Annotated in this window: 16 protein-coding genes; 4 read left to right on the top strand and 12 right to left on the bottom strand. The window is 58.1% G+C overall.

Going from position 1 to position 17139, the window contains the following annotated elements; all coding sequences use genetic code 11:
- Positions 1-8 precede the first annotated feature (8 nt).
- The 10 genes from yut to AC1DK3_RS04220 all read right to left on the bottom strand — a co-directional run bounded on the left by yut (position 9) and on the right by AC1DK3_RS04220 (position 9745).
- Positions 9-1055 (bottom strand): urea transporter, encoded by a 1047-nt coding sequence (gene yut / locus AC1DK3_RS04265; RefSeq protein ID WP_477191037.1) that lies wholly within the window; start codon positions 1053-1055, stop codon positions 9-11.
- A gap of 9 nt (positions 1056-1064) precedes the next feature.
- Complete coding sequence (locus AC1DK3_RS04260; RefSeq protein ID WP_477192869.1) at positions 1065-1976, bottom strand: urease accessory protein UreD; 912 nt, start codon at positions 1974-1976, stop codon at positions 1065-1067.
- Positions 1976-2614 carry an urease accessory protein UreG gene (gene ureG / locus AC1DK3_RS04255; protein WP_477191036.1) on the bottom strand — a complete coding sequence of 213 codons (639 nt, stop codon included), beginning with the start codon at positions 2612-2614 and terminating at the stop codon, positions 1976-1978. Before ureG ends, AC1DK3_RS04260 begins: the two co-directional genes overlap by 1 nt.
- A 15-nt stretch (positions 2615-2629) precedes the next feature.
- Positions 2630-3373 carry an urease accessory protein UreF gene (locus AC1DK3_RS04250; protein ID WP_477192868.1) on the bottom strand — a complete coding sequence of 248 codons (744 nt, stop codon included), beginning with the start codon at positions 3371-3373 and terminating at the stop codon, positions 2630-2632.
- Entirely contained in the window at positions 3333-3968 is a 636-nt protein-coding gene (locus tag AC1DK3_RS04245) for an urease accessory protein UreE (protein WP_477191035.1), read from the bottom strand. Before AC1DK3_RS04245 ends, AC1DK3_RS04250 begins: the two co-directional genes overlap by 41 nt.
- Positions 3969-4001: 33 nt before the next feature.
- Positions 4002-5723 (bottom strand): urease subunit alpha, encoded by a 1722-nt coding sequence (locus AC1DK3_RS04240; RefSeq protein ID WP_477191034.1) that lies wholly within the window; start codon positions 5721-5723, stop codon positions 4002-4004.
- A gap of 72 nt (positions 5724-5795) precedes the next feature.
- Positions 5796-6272, bottom strand: coding sequence for an urease subunit beta (locus tag AC1DK3_RS04235; protein ID WP_477191033.1), 477 nt, complete (start codon positions 6270-6272; stop codon positions 5796-5798).
- A gap of 58 nt (positions 6273-6330) precedes the next feature.
- A complete protein-coding gene (locus tag AC1DK3_RS04230) occupies positions 6331-6633 on the bottom strand; it encodes an urease subunit gamma (protein ID WP_477191032.1) in 303 nt (100 codons plus the stop codon).
- 394 nt (positions 6634-7027) lie between these two features.
- Positions 7028-8122 carry a HoxN/HupN/NixA family nickel/cobalt transporter gene (locus AC1DK3_RS04225; protein ID WP_477192867.1) on the bottom strand — a complete coding sequence of 365 codons (1095 nt, stop codon included), beginning with the start codon at positions 8120-8122 and terminating at the stop codon, positions 7028-7030.
- A gap of 375 nt (positions 8123-8497) precedes the next feature.
- A complete protein-coding gene (locus AC1DK3_RS04220; protein WP_477191031.1) occupies positions 8498-9745 on the bottom strand; it encodes a glycosyltransferase family 2 protein in 1248 nt (415 codons plus the stop codon).
- Positions 9746-10151: 406 nt separating this feature from the next.
- Between AC1DK3_RS04220 and AC1DK3_RS04215 the strand changes: the two genes are divergently transcribed.
- The 3 genes from AC1DK3_RS04215 (at position 10152) to AC1DK3_RS04205 (ending at position 12892) form a co-directional block, all read left to right on the top strand.
- A complete protein-coding gene (locus AC1DK3_RS04215; RefSeq protein WP_477191030.1) occupies positions 10152-11093 on the top strand; it encodes a glycosyltransferase family 2 protein in 942 nt (313 codons plus the stop codon).
- A gap of 229 nt (positions 11094-11322) precedes the next feature.
- Entirely contained in the window at positions 11323-12576 is a 1254-nt protein-coding gene (locus AC1DK3_RS04210) for an allantoate amidohydrolase (protein ID WP_477191029.1), read from the top strand.
- Positions 12577-12691: 115 nt separating this feature from the next.
- Positions 12692-12892, top strand: a complete 201-nt coding sequence (locus AC1DK3_RS04205) for a hypothetical protein (RefSeq protein ID WP_477191028.1) — start codon at positions 12692-12694, stop codon at positions 12890-12892.
- Between the two features lie 99 nt (positions 12893-12991).
- On the opposite strand, the gene AC1DK3_RS04200 is transcribed toward AC1DK3_RS04205, so the two are convergent.
- Positions 12992-13222: a hypothetical protein gene (locus tag AC1DK3_RS04200; RefSeq protein WP_477191027.1), complete on the bottom strand. Its 231-nt coding sequence runs from the start codon at positions 13220-13222 to the stop codon at positions 12992-12994.
- A gap of 379 nt (positions 13223-13601) precedes the next feature.
- On the opposite strand from AC1DK3_RS04200, the gene AC1DK3_RS04195 reads away from it, so the two are divergent.
- Positions 13602-16526, top strand: a complete 2925-nt coding sequence (locus AC1DK3_RS04195; protein WP_477191026.1) for an autotransporter outer membrane beta-barrel domain-containing protein — start codon at positions 13602-13604, stop codon at positions 16524-16526.
- An 80-nt stretch (positions 16527-16606) separates the two neighbouring features.
- Here the strand turns inward: AC1DK3_RS04195 and AC1DK3_RS04190 are convergent, their stop codons facing one another.
- A complete protein-coding gene (locus AC1DK3_RS04190; RefSeq protein WP_477191025.1) occupies positions 16607-17131 on the bottom strand; it encodes a 2,4'-dihydroxyacetophenone dioxygenase family protein in 525 nt (174 codons plus the stop codon).
- Positions 17132-17139 lie beyond the last annotated feature (8 nt).

Raw genomic sequence — 17139 nt, 5'->3', positions numbered from 1 at the left:
TAACGGCCTTAGGTCGGTGGCAGGTCCTGGGCCACCGGGTGCTTCGTGAAGAGGCCGTTCTTGATCTCTTCGTGGGGGTGCGGTTTCAGCTTGGCCTTGGGCAGCAGGAACAGCCAAGTCGCGAAGACGAACGGCGCAGTAAAAGTCGGTATGCCGATCGGTGTCACCGCCGTATCGAGGGCCGCCTGAACGATGACAGTGAAGATTGTTCCTAGCAGAGCGTAGAGGGTGACGCGCCAAGACGGCGCGTAGAAGACGCAACCGAGTGCAACGGCTGTCAAAACAGGGCTGAAGCCATAGAGGCCATTAGCGATCGAGGTCGGGCTGCCGCCGAAAATCAAGGCTATGATTATGCCGACTGCAGAGCCGACCAGAGCGAAAATGGCGGCGGCGCGGGAATTGATGAACAACCCGATCACGACGAGAAGTCCGCTGATGGCATTGTTGATCAGGAAGACTTGCGCCGGTCCTTTGAACAAATACTCGAGGTAGTTCCCCACCGTCGCATGAAGGTCTGTGACGTTGGCCGCGTGGGGGAGTGCGGGAGCAGACAAACCCGCTATCGGAAGGCGATGGAAGGCATAGGCGCTCAACATCAGAAACCACGTCGTGAGGACGAACGGGAATGTGAGAGCCGCCAATCCCCATGTCTTCATGATGTTGGAGATTGCCAGCATAACGACGGTCGAGACGGCGGCGCCGATGATGAGCAGCAGCCACATCGTCCAATCGGGAGCGATGAAGCTCGGCACGGCGGCTCCAACCAGAATTCCATTGAAGCCGAACAGGCCCTGCTTCAGCGATGGCTCGTCGACATCGAGCAGGACCGCAGTGAAGGTTGCGATTATGAGTGCGATCGTGGCGCCGACCGCGACCTCAACCTGCCCTGCCACGATCGAGCCCCACCAGATGCCTGCCAGGAAGAATAATCCGGTCAGCGGATTGTTCTGAAAAATGACTTGGCCTGAACCGCGGAGACATTCATCGATAAATCCGACGACGGGGTTGCGGTTCGCCATATCGTCCCAGGCATTGATGTTCGCTGCGTCCGCCATGATCCACCTTTACGCCCAGAGGAATTTTTCCGGCGCGGGCACGCCGACGACCTGCTGGCGAACACGCGACCAGAACTTCCGAATGGCTGCATTGACTGGCGTCGTCTCCATGCCGAGAACTTTGAATACCAGACCGGCGTCGCGAGGCAGGCGGCTGGCTCCGATTGCCAGGCGCTCCGCCTTGTCAAATGCAGGCTCTGTGGCATCGAGCAGTCGATCGGCGTGCTCCTTCGGGGTCAACACGATGACGTTTCCAAATACGTCGAACGAGCCCATCGCGCCTAAGCGCGAGACATTCGTCTGGGCGGGCTCGATGATGAATTTCTCGGTGAAAAGTGATGGGCCGTCGGGGCGTGCCGCCGAGACAGTGGACGAGAATACGTCGTACTGGAACAGCTCGTTCTTATGATATTTCCTCCCAGGCATGAGCACTTCCGAGTAGATCAGCGTCGCCGTCGGATCAACCGAGATATGCGTGCGCTGAACGAAGCGGGAGTGCTTGTGAGGGATGATGGGGAACGGCATGTATTCGAGATAGGCATCGGCTCCGAGCGTCAAATTCTGCGTCTGGGTGGCGTAGTTGGCGTCCATCTCGTGAATGCGCGTCGCCGCCTGCGTATAGACGTGAGCCTGTGTGCCCGGCGCCATTCCGATCTCGACGAGGTAGCGGTCACCCTGCAGGATGCCGCCGGCATTGGAGGTGATGCTGACGCAGGGAAGCGCCGGCATTTCCTCATCCCAGTACAGAGCCTGCTGAACGATCAGCGGCGCCCGCCGATGCAGCGTCGACAGCACTGTTCGTTCCGGGCGCGGCTCGAACCCAAGCCGCACCATGCCGACTTTACCGAACGATCCGCTGCGGAGCTGCGGTGGCTCGTCCTGGTAATTCGCCAGTTCACGCGCGGTGTCATGCACTTGCATCAAGCGAGCTGCTTCTGATCATTGACGTCGAACAGCACATTTTCCTGGATGAGTTCGACGAGGCCGGCGATGCCTTCATTGGTCTTACAGTTCGTGAAGACGAAGGGCTTTTTGCCCCGCATCATGCGGGAGTCGTCCTCCATCACCTGCAAGCTGGCGCCGACGTATGGAGCCAGATCGATCTTGTTGATGATGAGGATGTCTGACTGAGTGATGCCTGGACCGTTCTTGCGCGGGATTTTGTCTCCGGCGGCCACGTCGATCACATAGATGAAAAAATCCACCAGCGCCGGGCTGAAGGTCAGGGTCAGATTATCGCCGCCGCTCTCGATCAGCACGATATCGGAGTCGGGAAACTTTGCTTCCATCTCCTCAACGGCGGCGAGGTTCATGCTGGGGTCTTCGCGCACGGCGGTATGCGGACAGCCGCCCGTCTCCACGCCAATGATGCGTTCTTCCATCAGGATGCCACGGAGGGTTCTCTGAACGTGTTTGGCATCCTCGGTCGTGACCACATCGTTCGTGATAACGAGAACGCGGCTGCCTAATTTGACGAGAGCGGGCGTAATGGCCTCGATGATCGCGGTCTTGCCGGAGCCTACGGGGCCGCCGATACCGATACGGGGAATTTTTTTCATATTATTTGTTCCAATCTAATTCATGAACATGCGGACGTGGCCTTTGACGTGCACAGCGGCGAGGATGTCGACCATCGGCAGAAAGCTCGCCATGTCGTTCAACTCGGCGTCGCGGACCTTCTCATAGGCAGGCGCCACCGTTCCGGTCGCTTCGAGAAGGATTTTCTGGGTATCGACGAACGACAGGCGCATCAGGCGCAAGGCCGCGCCAAGAATTGTGGTGGCGATGCCGTATTGCTGTGCGCCGAACGCGTCCCTCGCTTCAACGCCAAGGGCCGCGAGCACGAGCGCGAGGCTGACCGGATGCGTGCCGGCGGTTTGCGCCTGCTTGATCCGGCCGAGCCATTCGTGATTGAGACGGTCTGCCGTGATGGCATCGGCAAGCTCGGTCAGCTTGCGCCCCATCCGCACAGTCATCAACCGTGTTTCCTCGTTGAGTTTACGCTCGAACGTTGCCCGGTCGACGATCATCAGCGCATCGATATCCTTCGCCTTGGCGGCCCGATGGGCGCAGAGCAAGGCAACGCCGTCGGACGTCGCGGATTGATGCATCACGGTCAGAACGAATTCCCTGAGACTGGGGGCATCGCTGACAATCTCTTGCTGAATCGCCGACTCAAGACCGTTCGAAAATGAAAAGCCGCCGATGGGGAGCGCGGAATCTCCGAACTGCAGAAGATGCAGCACCTCCGGAAGGCGCCGATACGAATCCGTCAGGTCAGTGACCGTGGACGTGCGGTTGTTCGTGAGTACCGTCATGGCCGTCATGGTGATTTACCTCATGCTCATGGCCGTGCGAAGGGGGGCCGTGCGAATGGGAGGCCTCTGTCGCGCCGCCGAAAAGCCGCCGGGCTTCATGCGGCGCCATGTAGGGGATCACCTCGGCGCCTGGCATGAATTCGTAGCGAATGCCCGGAAAAGCATGCGTTTTCATTACGGATGCCATAACCTTGCGATCGACAGTGAGCGGCACAAACACCCGAGAGCTTTTGACGACGGCCGGCCAATGCTGATTGCCAAGCGCATGGCCCAGTTCGAACATTGTTCGGAGGGCGAGCTCCGTCGGCTGTTCCATTATGGCTGCCAGGTCGATCACCATGACCTCTTTCAGATTTATCCGCGCGACGATGGCCTCATTGTCCCGCTCGTTCCAGAGCAGAATGTCTCCGTCGTGTAGGTGGGTATTGCGATCCAACGACAGCGCGAGTTCGACATCGTTTTCGGTGGCTTTGCGCAGCCGGCTCTTTTGAGCTTCCCATTGATCCAGTACGAGCCAGTCGACACGCGCACCTTCGAGACGAGATGCCCAATCCGGTTCGCCTGAATTGCCGACGATACCCTCAATGATAATCATGCTCAGTCTCCGTGTTGCAGGGCCTGTTCCAATTCAACTGAAGAAATAGAGCTGGTTGAGCGCGATCGACCTTGGTGGGTCGACCGTGATGTGAACATCATCGACCATGACAGCGAAGGTTTGGGGATTGACCCAGATGTTCGGGAGATAGTCGTTGCGCACCATGTGTCTCTTGCCGAGCACGCGGGTCCGCGAAACGGGGATAACCATGCGCTGGAGGCCGTAACGCTCGACGATGTCGTTGTCATACGAGGCGCGCGAGACGAACGTGATAGAATTCCTAATTCCGGCCTGTCCAATTCCGCCGTACATCGGCCGGTAGTAACAGGGTTGTGGCGTTGGCAACGAGGCGTTCGGATCGCCCATATTTGCCCAGACGATGAAGCCGCCCTTCAGAACCAATTTGGGTTTGGCGCCGAAGAATCCCGGCTCCCACAAAACGAGATCGGCAAACTTTCCCGTTTCGACCGACCCGATCACATCAGAGAAGCCGTTCGTTATGGCGGGGTTGATCGTCACCTTGGCGATGTATCGCAATACGCGGGAGTTATCGTTGCCGTTGTTCTTGTCCTCGCCCAGCGGGCCGCGCGCCTTCTTCATCATATCCGCTGTCTGGAATGCGCGCAGGAACGACTCGCCGACGCGACCCATGGCTTGGGAGTCGCTGCCGATCATCGAGATCGCGCCCATATCATGCAGAACACTCTCCGCCACGATCGTTTCAGCGCGAACGCGGCTTTCGGCGAAGGCGACGTCGGATGGGATTTTTGGGTTGAGGTTGTGACAGACCATGATCATGTCGAACAGCTCGGCGACGGAGTTCACGCCGCAGGGAAGCGTGGGGTTCGTCGAACTCGGCAAGACATTGCTCTGGCCGACGACCTTCAACAGGTCAGGCGCATGTCCGCCGCCGGCGCCTTCGCTGTGGTAGGTATGAATTGTGCGGCCGTCGAATGCGGCGATCGTATCTTCGACGTAGCCGGACTCGTTCAGCGTATCCGTATGGACCGCGACGGATACGTCGTAGTCATCCGCAATCTGCAGGCATGATCGGATAGCGGCCGGCGTCGAACCATAATCCTCGTGCACCTTGAAGCCGGCACAGCCGCCCAAGATTTGCTCGACGAGCGGGTCTTGCCCGGAACAGTTGCCCTTTCCGCAGAGACCGATATTGATTGGAAGACCCTCGATCGCGCGCAGCATCATCTCGAGGTTGCGCGGGCCATTGGTTGTCGTGACGCCATTCGTCCCGTCCGTCGGACCTATGCCGCCGCCCCAAAGCGTAGTGATCCCATTCGACAATGCCGCGTAGACTTGCTGCGGCGATATCATATGCACGTGGACATCGGTGGCACCGGCGGTAAGGATCAAGTGCTCGCCGGAAATCGCGTCCGTCGCCGTTCCTGTCACAAGACCCGGCGTAACGCCCTCCTCGGTCGAGGGATTGCCCGCCTTGCCGATGCCGGCAATATGACCGTTGCGAACTCCGACATCAGCCTTGATCACCCCGAGCATCGCGTCGATGATCGTGACGTTGGTGATGACGAGATCGAGACAGCCGGCCTCCTGAGTCAGCAGGTTGTCGGATCCCATCCCGTCGCGCAGCGTCTTGCCGCCGCCGTACTGGATTTCGTCGCCATAAACGCGAAGATCCTTCTCGATCTCGACATACAGGTCCGTATTGCCAAGGCGTATTTTGTCGCCGACGGTTGGACCATAGAGGTCCGCATATTGTGCGCGCGAAATCTGCGTCATGGTCATGTGCCTCTATGTGTCACCTGAACGACCGATACCGATAGATTGCCTGCGAGAACTGGCTGCGGCCGTTCATTTCTGGGGTGTCACGGACTTGAAGCCGCGCTTTCCGGCGCGCCTGATTGCCATGTCGAAGTTCGGTCGATAGTCCGGGGTTGGACCATCGCCAACCCATCCGTCGACGAGGTTATTGAAGCCGTACGCAAACTTCTTTCCTGCGAAAGGCACGAGGGTCACTTCCTTTTCGTCGCCCGCCTCGAAGCGGACCGCGGTGTTCGCCGGGATATCGAGGCGTTTGCCGAATGCTTGCGCGCGATCGAATTCGAGATAGCGGTTGGTCTCGAAGAAATGGAAATGGGAACCGATCTGTATCGGCCGATCACCCGTATTGCGAACCTTCAATTTCGTGCGCGGCCGGCCGGCATTGATTTCAATTGGGTCCTTCGCAAGAACATAGCCGCCGATAGGCCTTACCGACTTGTGCGGAACATCGGAATGCTCAGGCTGTGGATGTACGGGCGCTTGTTGTTTGCTGGGAGCTTTAGCCACTGACGCCTCCTATGTTTGCGTCGAGATGCAACTGGAATTCGGATAGAGCTGTTGCCAATCAGGTTATGGGATTGTGCAGGCTGACCAGACGGCTTCCATCGGTGAAGGTCGCTTCGACCTGTATGAGCGGCAGCAGACTTGGTACGCCTTCCATCACATCGTCCACCTTGAGGACCGTGCGGACATTATCCATCAGTTCTTCGACGGTTTTTCCCTCGCGGGCACCGTCCAGCACCCAGGCGCAAAGCACTGCGACGGTCTCCGGATGGTTGAGCTTGATGCCCTTGGCTTTGCGCTTCAGCGCAACTTCCGCAACCATATGAATGATGAGCTTGTCGAACTCTCGGGGGGTGAAATGCATGATCAAAACCTCCGGTCGGATCAAAATGCTTGCCGACGGCATCAAATGAGAAACTGACGCGGCCCAATTGGCATCGCGCAAAATCAGATTGGCAATTGCGTAAAATCAGATCGTGCGTATGGGAACCAAAGAACGTGTTGCGTACAATCTGGTCGGCTAGCGGACGTTCCACGCGGTGCCGAAAAAAGTCGTTGCGTTCCGCTTGAGTGGTGTGCGTGAGCGGTGATGCGGCGCGGAACTTACAGAGGGGCTTTTGCTCCGTCTCCCGCTGTCCTTCAACTTCGTTAGGCCTGAGTTACTCAGTGCGCGAATGTGAGCGGTTCCGTTGCGGTACAAGCTCCGTCGAAGCGGGTAATGAGCGCGGCACGATCATCTCGAGATTTCTATTCGTGTTTCATCGTGTCGGCTTTTTCACCAGCGGTGCGCGGCTCGAAGGCGAGAGGTTTTCCTCGACATTCAACGCCTCATATCCCAGGACGCGATAGAGGATGGTCGATATGATCCAACTGCCGATGAAGATACCGACGATGACGATTCCAAAATTCGTCAGATTATCGTTCAGGTCTCCGACAACGCCCCAAAATCCCTCCTTGAGTCCCAGCTTGTCGCCGATCAACCCGAGCGCTTCGATGCCGCCGATAAAAATCGCGACGACAACAGAGGCTGCGGTGATCGTCAGATTGTACCAGAGCTTACGAAGCGGATTGACGAAGGCCCATCCGTACGCTCGCGTCATGAGAATGCTGTCCGTGGTGTCCATGAGCGCCATTCCGGCGGTAAAGAGCGCCGGAAACACCATTATCGTCCAGAAGGACATCCCTTGTGCGGCCTGAGCCGCCGAGATACCGAGCAATCCAATTTCGGTTGCCGTATCGAAGCCCAGTCCGAATAGAAATCCAATCGGAAACATTTTCCAAGAGGATGAGACGATACGGAATAGCGGGCGGAAGATGCGAGCAAGAACCCCTTGCCCCGCGAATAACGCATCGAGATCCTCGTCGACGATCTTCTCTCCGCGCTTCACGCGCGTGAAAGCCGTCCAGACGCTCTTGAGGATTACGAGGTTGATGATGCCGATGATGAGCAAGAACAAGGACGACACCATCGTGCCGAATGTGCCCCCGATGCTGTGAAATTCCTCCAGCTTGCTCTGCATCGCTACAGCGGCAATGGCTATGACGATGGTGGCGAGAACGACGACCGTCGAGTGACCGAGCGAGAAGAAAAAGCCCGCGGAATACGGCGCTTTCCCGTCCTGCATCAGCTTTCGAACGACGTTATCGATGGCCGCGATGTGATCGGCATCAAATGCATGCCGGAGCCCAAAAACATATGCGAGAAGAGCCGTTCCAAGCAGCGCCGGGCGCTCCGAGAAGGCGATGAAGGCCCAAACCCACGCGCCGATGTTGGCCGCCGCCAAGACTGCGTAAATAAGCGCCGCCTTTGCGTTGTCGCGATCCGGTTGGTCGTCGAACGGGTTTACAGTGATGATCCGGAGTGCACCTCGATACAAGCTTGCCATGAGCGCATGTCCTCAAGCGGTTCGTGCAGTAGCATGCCGATGTCCGCCCGAAAAATATGAAGATCTGCTCTCTAGAATTGGTTGCAATATCGATTTCTGCGTACATCGAAATGATGCGCCCGGCTGCAACGTGCTTCATCAGTAGAGAACGCTGACTTCGAAAAATCTGGGAGCCAGTGGTCCGCTGTGGCTTCTCCGGACCGGAGCAAATTTACTGCTATTTTTCCGGGCATTGCTGCGTTCGAAGCCGCCGGAACGCGACAACGGTCGAAGGCCTCGACGGAACTGGGTCGTCGTCTCCGCGAGGAACGGCTACGCGCCTCGATCAATCAAACTCTGCGGTCAGGATAGCCCGGGCGTTTCGGCCGGCGGGAGAGCGAAGGGCCTGCGATCGATCGGAAAGGGCATATAAAGTTCTTCCGCGGGCACGGACTTGTGCCACGCCTTATAAGCTTCTCGATATTGCACGCGGGGCGACGAAAATTTCAGCCACGACGCCTCCGTCTCGGGATTACCCGTAAGCGTCGCACCGGCGAATTGGCCTATGGAAAGAATTTCACTAAGCTGTTGCTCCGCCTGCGTTCCAAATCGTCGTTTGATTCTCTCGCGATACTCACTATCGGCCGATGTGCGCACGCTGTCCCAATAGCCGATCGCGTCGAACACTTCCCTGCGAATGAGCAGCGAGGAATAATTGTCTTGAACAAAACTTATAATACTCGTCGGCATGACGCGCCCACTTCGCTCCATCCGGATCCAACTGGAAATATTGGACGCGGAATTCTCGCCGCCCGTAATGGCCTGCATCTGGAGCGCCAGCCTTTCGGGATGAGCGATGTCATCCGCGTCGTGGCATGTGATGAATTCGCCCGTTGCAGCTGAAAGGGCCGCATTGCGTGATACGTATGCGCCGGCGTTTCGATCATGGCGTCGAATTTTTACTCTCTTGTCCTCCTCGGCCAACGCCGCAATCAATGACCCCGTCTCGTCGGTGCTTGCGTCGTCCGTGATAATGACCTCGACGTTGCGCCAAGTCTGATTCAGGATTGATTTGGTCGCGCGACGGATGCTCGACGCCGAATTGAAGGCGCTGATCAGCACGGTCACCAGCGGACCGTTTTCGGATTTCTTGCACGTCCGAAATTCGAACGGAATCTGCGCTTCGACCGCAACGAGACCGGCCGAGACGCCACTTGCAGCAAAGGCGCTCTCGATCCAGTGTGTCCGTTGAGCAGCGCGCGTCGATAAATTTGCTGCAAGCAGAGAAATATCTTCCCTATCCGCGTTTTCTGCACTCTGGGTGCACACGTCCGCGAGGCGACGTCTCTTCGCTCCATTGGCTGGCTGCCGCGAAGCCCACTCATCGACTAAGCCCAGCGGAAAGACCGCAACAATCTCTTCGATGTTGCAACCGTTCGCGATCGCAAAGATATCGTCGAGCAGCGGACGCAGCGAGCCCCCGCCGCTATGAGCGATAACCCAACGGACATCTTGAGCAAGCAACTGGCGCAGGCGCTTTAAGACGGCATCGCGGCGAACGTCATTGTCGAACAGGCGTCGAAGCACCAAAAGAGTTTCGCGGAACTCCATTTCAGTTTTGGGTTTTCGGACCGGCGTTTGGGCCAGCGTGGTCCTGAAGGTCCATTCTTCGGAAAGGCGCTGAAGAACTCCAGATCGTCGAGCCGAACCAAGCACGTCCACCTCTGAAATTATCCGCGCCGAGGTCTCGTTCAGAACTAGAGATCGGATGTCTAAGCTTGAACAAACGCGCTGTGCCGCTATTGTTCGGTTTTCGCGTTCGAGTTTGAAACGATGTTGCCCCAACAGGAATAGCCGATGAGGTGATGCGAGAAGCTATCCACGGAAATTTTTCCTTGCGCCGCTAACTTTTGTAGATACCTGCTAAAGGATTGATCATGCTCGCTAGGTCCCATCATCAAAAGCTGTTCCCCCTAACTGGATCGGGCGAGCGAAAATAGCTGATACGATACTGTAAATGGCGCGTTTCACAGTTGCAGTATGCACCTCCAAGCGGCCCCAAATGCTTAGCCGCGCGCTGGAGAGCTTGAGTCGGCTTTCAATCCCGAATGAGTCTTCGCTTTCTATCGTCGTCGTGGAAAACGATCACGAACAACGGTCGCTAAGCGTCGTCGATCAATTTCGCCGCTCGCACGCCATCCCCATAAATTATTATTTCGAACCGAAAATCGGCATTCCTCACGCTCGAAATCGCGCGATTGAAGCCGCAATCGCCGGGAATTGCGACTGGATCGCGATGCTCGATGATGACGAATACGCTGAGCCGGATTGGCTGCTTCAGTTGTTCGATGGGTGCATCCGGTTCGACGCCGACGTTGCGACGGGCCCGGTAACGCAGGTGACCGATAGCGAGCCGCCTCACTGGTGGAAGCCGATTTCGCAGTCACGGCGGGTGACGGGTGAATTCCGGCGAGACGCTTATACGAACAACGTCCTGCTCAACTCCCGCATCGTTGCCCGCGATGGGCTGGGCTTGCGATTCGACGATCGTCTCACGTTCGGCGCCGAAGACGTCGATTTCTTCAGGCGCGCAAACGCGAAAGGCGCGCGCATCGTATTCATCGCGGAGGCGATGGTTATCGAAACCGTGCCCGCCTCCCGGCTGACGCTCAGGCGCATTCTGCAGCGCACTTACATGGTCGCGGCGGCGGCTGTGTTTCTCGACATCATGCGCGACGGCTACCCGAAAACCTTGGCCAAGCGCTTGCCGCATGGCGTGCGGCGGTTCTTCATCGGTATTTTATTGATGCTTGCGGGTGCGTGTCTCTGGCCCCTGCGGAGATTTGCCGGCGAAAAAACAATGCTGAAGGGCATGATCAGCGTCACCAAGGCGTGGGGAAACCTCTCGGGATTCTTCGGACGAACGTCGACCTATTACCGGCGTGTCGATGGCGCGTAAGCCAGCAGCGAACCCGCAACACACCGGCGGCCTCGCTAGACTGCGCTCCTGGTCAAGAGGGCCGATGCGTCCGGCCGAGTTGGGGACTTAATCGCAGATCACCCCCGGCCTCCCGATCCGAGTGCATCGTCTGCATCGCGCTAGACCTCGTTGATCAAAGTCGCGGCACTTTTCTCAATTGCTTCAGAGCGAATTGCGGCTAGTGTGCAGCGCCAATTACGGGAATGCCATGCGGACCAATCTCAGCATCAATTCACGACGCCTGTGGGACAGCTTGATGGAGACCGCCAAGTTCGGCGGCACCGACAAAGGCGGCATACGCCGTCTCGCCCTCTCGGATGAGGACCGGAAGGTCCGCGACTGGTTCAAAGCCCAGTGCGAAGCTCTTGGCTGCACGGTGCGCGCCGACGAGGTCGGCAACATGTTCGCCATGCGGCCCGGCCGCAACAACGACCTGCCGCCGATCGCCATGGGCTCGCATCTCGATACTCAGCCGACCGGCGGCAAGTTTGATGGCATTCTCGGCGTGCTTGGCGGGCTCGAGGTGATGCGTACGCTCCACGAACAGGATTATGAGACGAACGCGCCGATCGAGATCGTCAATTGGACGAACGAGGAAGGTTCGCGATTTGCACCCGCCATGATGGCTTCCGGCGTTTTTGCTGGCGTACTCACGCGGGAGCACGCCTACCAACAGACGGATCGCGAAGGCGTCACGTTTCTGGAAGAACTCGAGCGTATCGGGTATCGCGGTCCAATGAAGGCCGGAGATCACAGGTTCTCGGCCATGTTCGAGCTTCACATCGAACAGGGGCCGATCCTAGAGGACGAGAAGAAGATCATCGGAATCGTGACCGGCGTGCAGGGCATGCGCTGGTATGAGATTTCGGTTACGGGCGTCGATGCGCACACCGGCGCGACGCCAATGTATTTGCGCAAGAATGCGCTGGTCGGCGCCGCTCGCATGATAGAGGCGGTGGACGCAATCGGACAGAAGCATCAGCCCGGTGTCGCGACCGTCGGCCTCATCGAGAACAAGCCGAACAGCCGCAATGTCGTGCCGGGCGAAGTATTTTTCACCGTCGATCTTCGCCATCCTGACGACGATGCGCTCGACATCATGGAAGCGGAGTTGCGTGCGGCTCTCAAAGCCAACCTCCCTCCCCTGCAGCTGAGCTACGAGGAAAAACGGATCTGGTCATCGCCCTCGGTGAAGTTTGCGCCGGAGTTGATCGATTGCGTTCGCCGCGCTGCCGTGAAATCGGACTTCGGCATGCGCGATATGGTGTCGGGTGCAGGGCATGACGCGGCGTACATCGCCCGCGTCGCCCCGACGACGATGATCTTCGTGCCGTGCGAAGGCGGCCTCAGTCATAATGAGGCGGAATCGACAAGCATGGACGAGTGTGCCGCCGGCGCGCAGGTGCTGCTCGATGCCGTGCTCGCATACGATGATCTACTGGCTAGCGAAACGAGAAAATGATCGAGCGTCCGGTACTTCGTTAGGACCGGCATTTCGTTACACTCACTTGTCACAGAGTTGGGATAAGCGACCCCTAACCGATCATTACGGTCGGCTTTCTTTGGGGGACTTACTCATGAAACTCACGGCAGTGCTCGCTCTGGCCGCTTTCAGCTTCTGCGGGACGGGCTTGGCGACGACCGACGCCTTCGCAAAGGCCAAGCCGCACAAAGCTGCGCATCATCACAAGGCGAAAAAGGACAAGAAGAAAGACTGCAAGGGCGCTTTCAAGTACTGGAAGGGCGGCAAGTGCGAAGATTCGCGCAAGAAGAAGTAACGGCCAGATCGACCCCGGAGGCCACTCTCGGGGTCGATCGACCTTTCACAACCGGCGGCGGAAGAGCCGCGCAGTCGCTGGCGCTCGTCTCTCCGCCGATCAGGCTCGCCACAGGGCGCCGAGAATGAAGCCCGCCGCCGCCGCGATGGCGAGCGTCGTATAGGGCTCCTTCTTCATCGATTTATTGATCGCGCGCCTCAACTCGGCGCCGACGCTTTGGACATCGTCGAATGCCGAGACGGCGTAATCGGCGGTTTGATCGATATTTCGCTTAGCGACGCTCGTTGCGCTGCGGACCGTCGAAGAAACGTCCTGCTCAGTTGTAGGCATCAAGTCTCTCCCTAAATCTAGTGCCAGGAAAATGATTGATCCTGATGCTTTGTTCCCGGCTGCGAGCCAGTTCTCGTCAATACGAGTGACGAGGAGCCGTGAAGATCGGCGAACGAACTCGTCCGCGCAGGTCGCGTACACCGCTTCATCGACCGTCAACGCACGCAGTGCCGCAATTTGCGCCCGGCGCTAGAAATTAGGACTAGCACTTAAGTGTTATCTGCTTTAACGCTAAGCGATCGCTTCGCGCGCGATCGTGGGTCGTTGGAGCGGAGTTGAGTGGCCATCCCCCCCAGCATGCGGTTTGGCGGCACTGATCTGAGCTGAAAAGCTACCGAAAAAGTTTTCCGCGTCCGGCAGCAACCAATGGGGAATTGCTTTGGACAGGATTCGTTCGGGAGCCTTCGCGCTATCCGGAGGCCTATGCATACGCGCCGCATTGCTCAGTCTTTCTGTTTGCTCAATCACCTCGCACGCGGGTGCAGCTGACCGTACCTATACGACCTTGAATTTCGGCGACTACAGCACGTTCCTCACCGGCATCCGCGGGAATACAATCGTCGGCAACTACGCGATCCCGAACTCGACCGCGACTGGTGGTCTTCTCTACGATATCCCCAGCGGCACGTTCACGCCGTTTCCCATTTCGACGGAAGATGGCGTCAATTATCCGGAAGCAATCAGCGCATCGCCTTACGGTCCGAGCTTCGGCTCCCTCGATGGAATTTTGCGCACCGTCGGCAGCTATCAGACCAGCGAATCTGCGCCTTACGATTTGAGTTATCTCTACGACGGCGCTTTGGGGCCAGGCGCGAACCTGACGACACTCGTTTATCCTAGCACGCAGATCGACTCGACCCTTTTCACCATCGCGCACAGCACTTTCGGCGACACTGTCGTCGGCAACTACGACACGCAGCTGGCGACGGGAAATGCATTCATCTACTCGATCAGCACCGGGACCTATGTCACCAACAATTTTCCTGGCGCGATCAGCACCACGGCGTACGGCGTCTATGGCAACTTGATTGCCGGCGGTTACTCGCCGGTTGGAGTTGGCAATGGCCTCGGATTGGACCGCGGCTACATCTACAATATGACCACGGACACCTGGAAAACCTACAATCATCCGGATGCCGTCATCACGCATTTTGAAGGCATTACCGGCGGCGGGCGCGCCGGGACCTACAATCTGGTCAGCGACTGGGTGGACATTCACGGGGACGTTCATGCGGCCGTCCTGCACATCGCCGCCAATGGAGACGAGACCTGGATCGAACTCGGCGTCGGCGATTTCCTGACCTCAGCCAACTCCATGTATGGCGAGCAGGTGATCGGGGTCTACGTCGACGACGCTCATAAGATCAACGGCTACGTGGTCAACCTTCCCGAGTTCTACGATCCCATTCGCAATTCCAGCACACTCGCGACGACGAACGCCGACAGTCCGGCGCTATCGGGCGTCGAAGGCGACGATATCATCAACGACGGGGTCATTCGCACGACCGGTGCAAATGCGCCGGGCGTTCGGAGCGATTCCTATGGCGTCGTCACCAACAACGGCTCCATCGCCGTCAGTGGTTCGGGAAGTGCCGGCGTCGAGATGAATGGCGCGTACGGCACGCTTCTCAATGCCGGTACGATCACGGCGACGCCGGGTGCCTATGCGATTCGAACTGGTTCGACCGCGGAGGGCAGCGTCATCGCGAACGCGGGCGTAATCGACGGTAAGGTTTCGGTCGCGGGCTCGATCCCCGCCCGTTTTGAGAACGGCGGTTGGATGGGCATCAGCGCTGTCGGCGCGGGCACGACGCATTCAATCAGCGGAACATTCGTTCAAACGTCCTCGGGGACACTCGCGCTGCGTGCAGGGCAAGAAAATGATGTACTGAAGATCACCGGCGTGGGGCGTATAGCTGGCGCGGCGCTTACGGTGTTCGAGCCGGCTGGGTTGCGAAATCAATACACGCTCATGACCGCAAGCGAGGGCTTAAGCGGCACGTTCGACACGTTCACACCCGTCGGGCTTGGGAGTTATATTTCGGCGGGGCTTGCCTATGGCGAGAACGACGTCACGTTGCATCTCAGCTCTGAAATCACAAGTTTCGGCGGTTTATCACCAAACCAAAATGCGGTGAGCCGGACCCTCGACAGGGCGTTTAATTCCAATGGCCGCCTGCCGGGTGATCTCGGCGCGATTTACGGGCTGACTGACAACCAGCTGCCCGGCGCGTTGAATGCGCTTTCAGGCGAAGTGTACGCGAGCGAGCATTCTGCTTTAATCGAGCAAGCGTTCTATGCCCGTCAAGCGGTGCTGTCTCGCCTCCGGCAATTTGGCAATGCGGATGGCGGCAGCGCCCGGGGCGCGCTCGCTCATGGGGGTCCAGCATCGCTATCGCACCTCGGCGGACCTGACCGCGGCGAAGGCTCCAACTCCGTGAACGAAGCAGCAGGTATCCCGATCACGGGCCCCGCGACAACGTTCTGGACGCAAGCCTTCGGCGCGCGCGGCAGCATTGATGGCAACGGCAACGCTTCAAGCGTGCGTAGCAATCTCGCGGGAGTCCTTACCGGCGCCGATATCCAATTCGAAGGGAATTGGCGCGCAGGTCTGGCGCTCGGATATTCTTCGTCGAACACCCAAGTCAATGCACAGCGAAGTTCAGCAGACGTCGAAGGTGGCCTGATCGCGTTTTATGGCGGCACCCATTCCGGCGCGCTGAACCTTCGGTTAGGCGCGACCTTCGGGTTCAACAGCATCGACACGTCGCGCACGGTTGCTTTCCCGGGGTTCGTGGATCGCATCCGTGCCAATAATAACGCGTCAACCGCTCAAGCGTTCGGCGAACTTGGCTACGCGATGTCCTGGGGCGCGGTTGCGCTCGAGCCCTTCACCAATCTCGCGTGGGTGCATCTCGATAGCTCCGCATTTACCGAGGCCGGCGGCGCTGCTGCACTCGCAGGTTCGTCGAGCAGCGAGGACGTCGGCTACTCGTCGCTCGGCGTTCGTGCCGCCACCAATTACTCGCTATCGAACGGCATAGCCTTCATTCCGTACGTGTCGGTAGCCTGGCAATACGCCTTCGGCGACTTGACACCGGGAACGTCGTTGGCGCTGGCCAATGTTTCGGGATCGAACTTCAGCGTGTCCGGCGTCCCGTTGGCACGCAACGCCGCTCTTATCGATGCCGGAGCCGACTTACTCATCAGCTCAGACGCCAAGATCGGTGTTTCTTATACCGGGCAGCTCGCGAAAGATGCGCGCGAAAACGCAATCGCGGGCAACGTTCGGCTCAAGTTTTAAGACCGCATTCGAGCCGTCAAACAAAGCTGCGCGCCCTTCGTTGGCGCGCAGAGTTTTTCGCGGGCGTGGATACTGCTTACTCAGCGAATGAACTGATTGACGAAATCGGCTCCGAGACCGACCTCTTCGTAGTGCTTGCGGCAAGCTTCGATGAGTTGGAAGTTGTCTTCGACGAGCGTGACTTTGTCTTGTTCGTCGATGTAAAGCGTCGCGCCCTGAATGAAAAACAAAGTCTGCATTTCGTCGCCGCTGTCGCACGTCAGCGTGTGCGTTTCGCCGGGCGGCTCCATAACGTAAGAGCCTTCCGTCGCGCGCCACGTATGCTCAAGATATCGCCAGCTGCCTTTTAGGACATATCCGTGGACCGGCGACGGATGGCGATGACGCGATAGAACTCCGCCCTTTTTAACTTTCAGAACTTCTCCGTGGGCGCCGGAGTTCATGTCGAAGAACAACGGACGAAACCACACGTTCGGTTCGAGGAGCACCCAAATGCGTTCGTCCTTGACAGGCAATACGACGAGCTCCGGGATCATTCCGAGATGGGCAAACTGCGGAGGATCGAAGGTGACGTGTTCAGATTTAACCGGGGCGATAAGTGTCATCAGCAGAA

The sequence above is a fragment of the Hyphomicrobium sp. 01T421 genome (genome assembly GCF_056398805.1).
This window is presented reverse-complemented; position numbering and strand designations above follow the sequence as displayed.